Source organism: Mesorhizobium sp. M2C.T.Ca.TU.002.02.1.1 (genome assembly GCF_003997225.1).
Genome location: NZ_RZTO01000354.1, coordinates 1 through 5,982 on the forward strand (window position 1 = coordinate 1; position 5,982 = coordinate 5,982).

Annotated in this window: 7 protein-coding genes; 5 read left to right on the forward strand and 2 right to left on the reverse strand. The window is 63.7% G+C overall.

Translation table 11 applies throughout. The features are described from left to right. The 3 genes from EOD07_RS18990 to EOD07_RS19000 form a co-directional block, all read left to right on the forward strand. A partial coding sequence (locus tag EOD07_RS18990; RefSeq protein ID WP_127236563.1) for a pyruvate dehydrogenase complex E1 component subunit beta occupies nucleotides 1-876 on the forward strand: 876 nt, incomplete at its 5' end. An 18-nt stretch (nucleotides 877-894) separates the two neighbouring features. Further along, complete coding sequence (locus EOD07_RS18995) at nucleotides 895-2,280, forward strand: pyruvate dehydrogenase complex dihydrolipoamide acetyltransferase (protein ID WP_127236564.1); 1,386 nt, start codon at nucleotides 895-897, stop codon at nucleotides 2,278-2,280. A 127-nt stretch (nucleotides 2,281-2,407) separates the two neighbouring features. Then, nucleotides 2,408-3,580: a DUF930 domain-containing protein gene (locus EOD07_RS19000; protein WP_127236565.1), complete on the forward strand. Its 1,173-nt coding sequence runs from the start codon at nucleotides 2,408-2,410 to the stop codon at nucleotides 3,578-3,580. A 1-nt stretch (nucleotide 3,581) separates the two neighbouring features. Here EOD07_RS19000 and EOD07_RS19005 read toward each other — a convergent pair whose 3' ends face one another. Further along, complete coding sequence (locus EOD07_RS19005; RefSeq protein ID WP_127236566.1) at nucleotides 3,582-4,256, reverse strand: HAD family phosphatase; 675 nt, start codon at nucleotides 4,254-4,256, stop codon at nucleotides 3,582-3,584. 74 nt (nucleotides 4,257-4,330) lie between these two features. Then, nucleotides 4,331-4,972, reverse strand: a complete 642-nt coding sequence (locus tag EOD07_RS19010; protein WP_040983216.1) for a hypothetical protein — start codon at nucleotides 4,970-4,972, stop codon at nucleotides 4,331-4,333. 188 nt (nucleotides 4,973-5,160) lie between these two features. Here EOD07_RS19010 and EOD07_RS19015 point away from each other — a divergent pair, with 188 nt between their 5' ends. Together EOD07_RS19015 and EOD07_RS19020 are read left to right on the forward strand one after the other, a co-directional pair. Then, complete coding sequence (locus tag EOD07_RS19015; RefSeq protein WP_127236567.1) at nucleotides 5,161-5,598, forward strand: transcriptional regulator GutM; 438 nt, start codon at nucleotides 5,161-5,163, stop codon at nucleotides 5,596-5,598. Between the two features lie 52 nt (nucleotides 5,599-5,650). After that, nucleotides 5,651-5,982: PTS glucitol/sorbitol transporter subunit IIC (locus EOD07_RS19020; protein ID WP_206519496.1), on the forward strand; the 332-nt coding region annotated here is incomplete at its 3' end.

Consider the following 5,982-nt stretch of genomic DNA (forward strand, 5'->3'; position numbering starts at 1 on the left):
GGCGCCTACAAGATCACGCAGGGCCTGCTGCAGGAATTCGGGCCGCACCGCGTCGTCGACACGCCCATCACCGAGCATGGCTTTGCCGGCGTCGGCGTCGGCGCCGCGATGGCCGGACTGAAGCCGATCGTCGAGTTCATGACCTTCAACTTCGCCATGCAGGCGATCGACCAGATCATCAACTCGGCCGCCAAGACGCTCTATATGTCCGGCGGCCAGATGGGCGCGCCGATCGTCTTCCGTGGCCCGAACGGCGCCGCGGCCAGAGTCGCCGCCCAGCACTCGCAGTGCTATGCAGCCTGGTACAGTCATATCCCCGGCCTGAAGGTGGTGATGCCCTATACGGCTGCCGACGCCAAGGGCCTGCTCAAGGCGGCGATCCGGGACCCGAACCCGGTCATCTTCCTCGAAAACGAGATCCTCTACGGCCATTCCTTCGAGGTGCCGAAGCTCGACGATTTCGTGCTGCCGATCGGCAAGGCGCGCATCCACAAGCAGGGCAAGGACGTCACGCTCGTCTCCTTCGGCATCGGCATGACCTATGCGGTCAAGGCTGAGGCCGAGCTGCGCGGCATGGGCATCGATGCCGAGATCATCGATCTCAGGACCATCCGGCCGCTCGACTTCGACACCATCATCGCCTCGGTGAAGAAAACCAACCGTCTCGTTGTGGTGGAAGAGGGCTTCCCGCAGAATTCGGTCGGCGATCACATCGCCAACCAGGTCTCGCAGCGCGCCTTCGACTTCCTCGATGCGCCGGTGATCACCATCGCCGGCAAGGACGTGCCGATGCCTTATGCGGCGAATCTGGAAAAGCTGGCTTTGCCCAATGTCGGCGAGGTCGTCGAGGCGGTCAAAGCCGTCACTTATCGCTGAGCCGGTCGGGAGGACATCATGCCAATCAACATCACCATGCCGGCGCTCTCTCCGACCATGGAAGAGGGCAATCTGTCGAAATGGCTGGTCAAGGAAGGCGACAAGGTGTCGCCGGGCGACGTGATCGCCGAGATCGAGACCGACAAGGCGACGATGGAAGTCGAGGCCGTTGATGAAGGCACGGTCGCCAAGCTCGTGGTTCCGGCTGGCACCGAAGGCGTCAAGGTCAACGCGCTGATCGCCATTTTGGCCGGCGAGGGCGAGGATGCCGCCGCCGCGGCCAAGAGCGGTGGCAGTGCAGCGCCAAAGGCCGAAGCGCCGAAAGCGGAAGCGCCGAACGCGGAAGTGCCGAAGGCCGAAACGCCCAAGGAGGCTCCGAAAGCGGCGGCCGCGGCGCCCGCGCCGGCGAAGGCCGAGCCTGCTCCCGTGGCCAACGGTCACGCCGCTGGGGACCGCGTCTTCGCATCGCCGCTGGCTCGCCGCATCGCCAAGGATGCCGGCGTCGACGTGGCGGCGCTGGCCGGTTCCGGCCCGCATGGCCGCGTGGTGAGGGTCGACGTCGAGGCAGCGATCGCTTCCGGCGGCGCCCAGGCCGCGCCTGCGGCGAAGGCGCCAGCCGGCGCTCCGTCCGCTCCGGCGCCCGCGCCGAAGCCGATGTCGGACGATCAGGTGCTGAAGCTGTTTGCCGAAGGCTCCTACGAGCTTGTGCCGCATGACAACATGCGCAAGACCATCGCGCGCCGTCTGGTCGAGGCCAAGTCCACCATTCCGCATTTCTATCTGACGCTCGACTGCGAACTCGATGCGCTCTTGGCGCTGCGCACGCAGCTCAATGCCGCGGCCCCCATGAGGAAGACCGACAAGGGCGAGGTTCCCGCCTACAAGCTCTCCGTCAACGATATGATCATCAAGGCGATGGCCATGGCGCTGATGGCGGTGCCGGATGCCAACGCGTCGTGGACCGAAAGCGCCATGGTCAAGCACAAGCACGCCGATGTCGGCGTTGCCGTGTCGATCCCCGGCGGCCTGATCACGCCGATCATCCGGCATGCGGATGAAAAGACGCTGTCGGTCATCTCCAACGAGATGAAGGACCTGGCGAGCCGCGCCAGGAGCCGCAAGCTGAAGCCCGAAGAGTATCAGGGCGGCACGACGGCGGTGTCCAATCTGGGCATGTTCGGCGTCAAGGACTTTGCCGCCGTCATCAACCCGCCGCATGCGACGATCCTGGCGGTCGGCGCGGGCGAAGAGCGGGCGGTGGTGAAGAAGGGCGAGATCAAGGTGGCAACGGTGATGTCGGTGACGCTGTCGACCGACCATCGTGCGGTCGACGGCGCGCTGGGCGCCGAGTTGCTCGGCGCCTTCAAGCGCATGATCGAGAACCCGATGGGCATGCTGGTGTAAGCCACTCCCTGCAGAGCCTTGATCTTGTACCGCGGGCCCTCCGATCACCGACTTGTCAGGACGGCAGCTCACGCGAATCCCGGCAAGTGCTTGAAGCCGCCGCTATTTCGTTCCACATCGGAACGCAATGAGCGGCAAGATGCGGGAATGGTTTCGGAATTGGCGGTGGGCCTTGGCCGCATCGCTGTTCCTGCATGTTCTGATCGCCGCGTTCCTGTTCTTCGGCTTGCCGAGACCCGACCAACAGCCGGATCAGCAGGAACAGCCGGTCAACGTCGCGATCGTGCCGCCGCCCGATCAGCCCAAGCCGAAGCCCGCTCCAAAGCCGCCGGAGCCCAAGCCTGAAAAGAAGGCCGAAAAGCCACCTGAGCAGGCCGAGCAAAAGCCACCACCGCCGCAATCGCCGAAACCGCAGGACATCCCGGTTCTGAAGCGCGTTTTCCAATATGGCGAGAAGGATACCGGCCCGGAGAAATCTCTCAACGGAGGCAGCGCTCCGGCCAACGCACCGTCGCCGGCCCAAAATGAACCAGCAAAACCGCCTGTCGCACCGAAGCCAGCGCCCAACCCGCCAGCTCCTGCAACGCCCGAGCAGCAGGCCGACTCCAGCAAGGCCCCGGAGAAGCCGGCAACTGCCGCGCCGGATGAAAAACCCGCGCAAAGCGACGAGAAGCAGCCGACTGAGGACACTGACAGGCAGCAGCCCGACAAACAACAGGCGGCGCCACAAACCACCGAAGAACAGCCGGCCGCGCCACCGAAGCCACTGACGGCCGAGGCCGGCGAAAAGACCGCGCCTCCATCCTCAACCGAAAAGGCAAAGCCTAAACCGTCCAAGGCGATCAAGTTCAAATCCGCAAGGGCTTTGAGAGCGCCAAGCGGGAACCCGGGAAGGTCGAATTCCGCCGACAGCGCGGCTGCGGGAGCGCCGATCTATTCCGGCCTGCCTGGCGTCAGGAAGCTTTACTCGCCGGGTGCGACCGGCAATATGCAGGCTACGAGCTCGATGGAGAACGTGCCGCGCGATCAGCGCGTTGCCAATCTTTGCGCAAACGTCCTGAATCAGGAATTGCAAAGCGCCGACTATTCGCCGAAATGGCTGCCGACCATTCCCCTGAAGCAAGGCAATGTTCTCAACCCTCCGCAGGCTGCCTTCAGCACGACAACCCAATGGTACGATCTGAGCTTCCGCTGCGAGGTCGATGCCGATGCGACGAGGGTCCTGTCCTTCAACTTCCGCGTGGGAGGATTGGTCCCGCCCGGTGACTGGAATCGCCGTCGCTTCCCCAGCCTTCGCTAACTCAGGCCGGCACGCCAAGCCCCGCCAATTGCCGGCCCACTTCGTGCCAATCGGCGCAGACGAAGTCGGCGCCGGCCGCTTTCAACCGCGCGCCATGCTCGGGGTAGGTGTGACCGCCGCCGGTGTAGCCGATCGCGATCATGCCGGCCGCGACCGCGCCCTGGACGCCGAACGGCGAATCCTCGACCACGATGCAGTCAGCCGGTTTCGCGCCCATCTTCTCGGCGGCGTAAAGGAAGATGTCGGGCGCCGGCTTGCCGTTCTTCACCATCGAGGAGGAGAAGATCGCCTCGCCGAAGAAGCGCGACAGTCCGGTCACCGAAAGGCTGTGGTTGATGCGTTCGACCGACGATGATGAGGCGACGCAGCGGTCTCCGGCAAGTGCGCCAAGGAACGGCGCGATCCCTGGGGTCGGCTTCAACTCCTCGGAGAAGAGCAGCTTGGTCTCAGCCCAGATGTCGCCGTCGGCCGCCGGGGGGAACTGGTGGCCGGTCAGTTCCTTGATTTTGACGATGATGTCGGACTGCTTCATGCCGATGCACTGCGCGATGATGCCGCCATGGACGCCGGGCATGCCGTGTTTCTCATAGACGCGCTCATAGGCCTTGGCGGCCAGTGGCTCGCTGTCTACGAGAACGCCGTCGCAATCGAAAATCATCAGTCTAGGTTGCGCCACGCGCGTCTCCCGGCTCCTGTGCCAATGCGCACATCGCTATCGATAAAAAGTCAGATGTTCAAGGCGGCCAACCGTCAAAGCTGGCGCAACGCCTCGCTGACCGGCGAGGATCCAAGCGCGCGCTGCATGGCCTGGCGCGACTGGGCGCGGTCGGGCGTGATCCAGTTGGGCTCGGCACCGAGGAAGCGGTCGAGGAAGGCCACGGCATAGGCGGGCATTTCCGTCGCGTTCTCGCGGTAGGACCACCAGGTGCGCAGGTCGTCGGCGCATTTGTCGATGCTGGGCGCCGTGCCGAACTCCTGCTCGTGCACGGCCAGGATCGCCGACACGCAATAGTTGGTATAGAGAAATCCCTCCGGCCAGAAGCGCACGATTTCCGCCGTGCCGGCATTGGCTTCGGTCTCGATCATTTCGCTGAGACCTGAGACCTCCCGTGCCGGCGCCTGCCGGATCAGTTCGCGCAGCACCAGCCCGGCGGCGAAGACAATGAAGTCCGCGCGATCGACCGCAGCGAATCGCTTCTGCGCTTCCATGACTTCGATCCAGTCGAGAAAGGCGCGTGTCAGCTTGGCCTCGTCGATCTCGAAACGAACGCCGAAGGTTTCCGACACCACCTTCGCGCTGCTGCGGAAAGTGGCGCGAAACCAGCGCAGTTGCCGCAGCCGGTGACGAAGGTCCGGCATAAGCGCGAGTTCGTGCCTGAAAGGCAGATCCATGTCTCATATCCCGTTTGACGACAGGCTAGCACAGGGCCGCCGATGCCGAAATCGGCCAGCCGGCTGTGGAGCGTTATAGCGGCTAATATAATACATGTTGACATTCGAGGAAACAAATGTTCTCACTTTCGGGTCGTCTCGGCTCCGTTCAATATGTGCCGGAGAAAGCGACTCGGGAGGAAACCGAAATGGCGATCTGGCAGTGGGCGCTGCTTCTGCTGTTTGTTGTCTGGGCGCTGCAATCGCTCGGTGTCTGGCTGCAGATGCGGCATTATTCGGACGTCTTCAAAGGTGTCACGGCTCAGTACAAGGACGGCTTCGTCGGCGCCGGCAATTTCCGCGGACGGCTGGCCAAGGGCACGATTGCGCTGATCGTCGTGACGCCGGATCTCGTCGTGCGCCGCATGATGGTCATGAGCGGCCGTTCGGTGCTGACCAAGTTCAAGCGACATGAAGAATTCGAGGGCATCCCCCTCGATCGACTCCGGTCCAACCCTGCGATCATGGGGGAGGGGGAACCCGGTGTGGCCGAGGCCGTGAAACGGGCGATCGAGCAAATCGACCGCGCGCGGTCGGAGCCGGGGAAGAAGCCGGGCCTGTCCGGCTTGAACATAGCAAGGGCTTAAACGACACCGGCGGCCGGCTGGGAATGACCGGCAGGGGTCATAAGGAGGAGAAATGTCTGTAATTACATTATTGGCGCAGCATGCCGACCTGGCGGTGCATAACCTGCATGTCGCAGGCACCATGGTCTCGGATGCTGCCTGGCACGGCAAGCTCGGCGTCGAGCATGCCACCGATCATCTCGTGGTCCTGGCGCAGGCGACGACCGACAACGCGCCGGTCACCGCCGATCAGCTGAAGGAACAGCTGAAGAACGTGCAGCAGGAAGAGCAGCTCGGCTGGCTGACCGCGATTGGCAAATACTTCATCGGCATCTTCCAGAAGGGCGGCGAAGTGTTCGCCGGCTTCGTCACCGGCATCATCCCGACCCTGGTCGTGCTGATGAC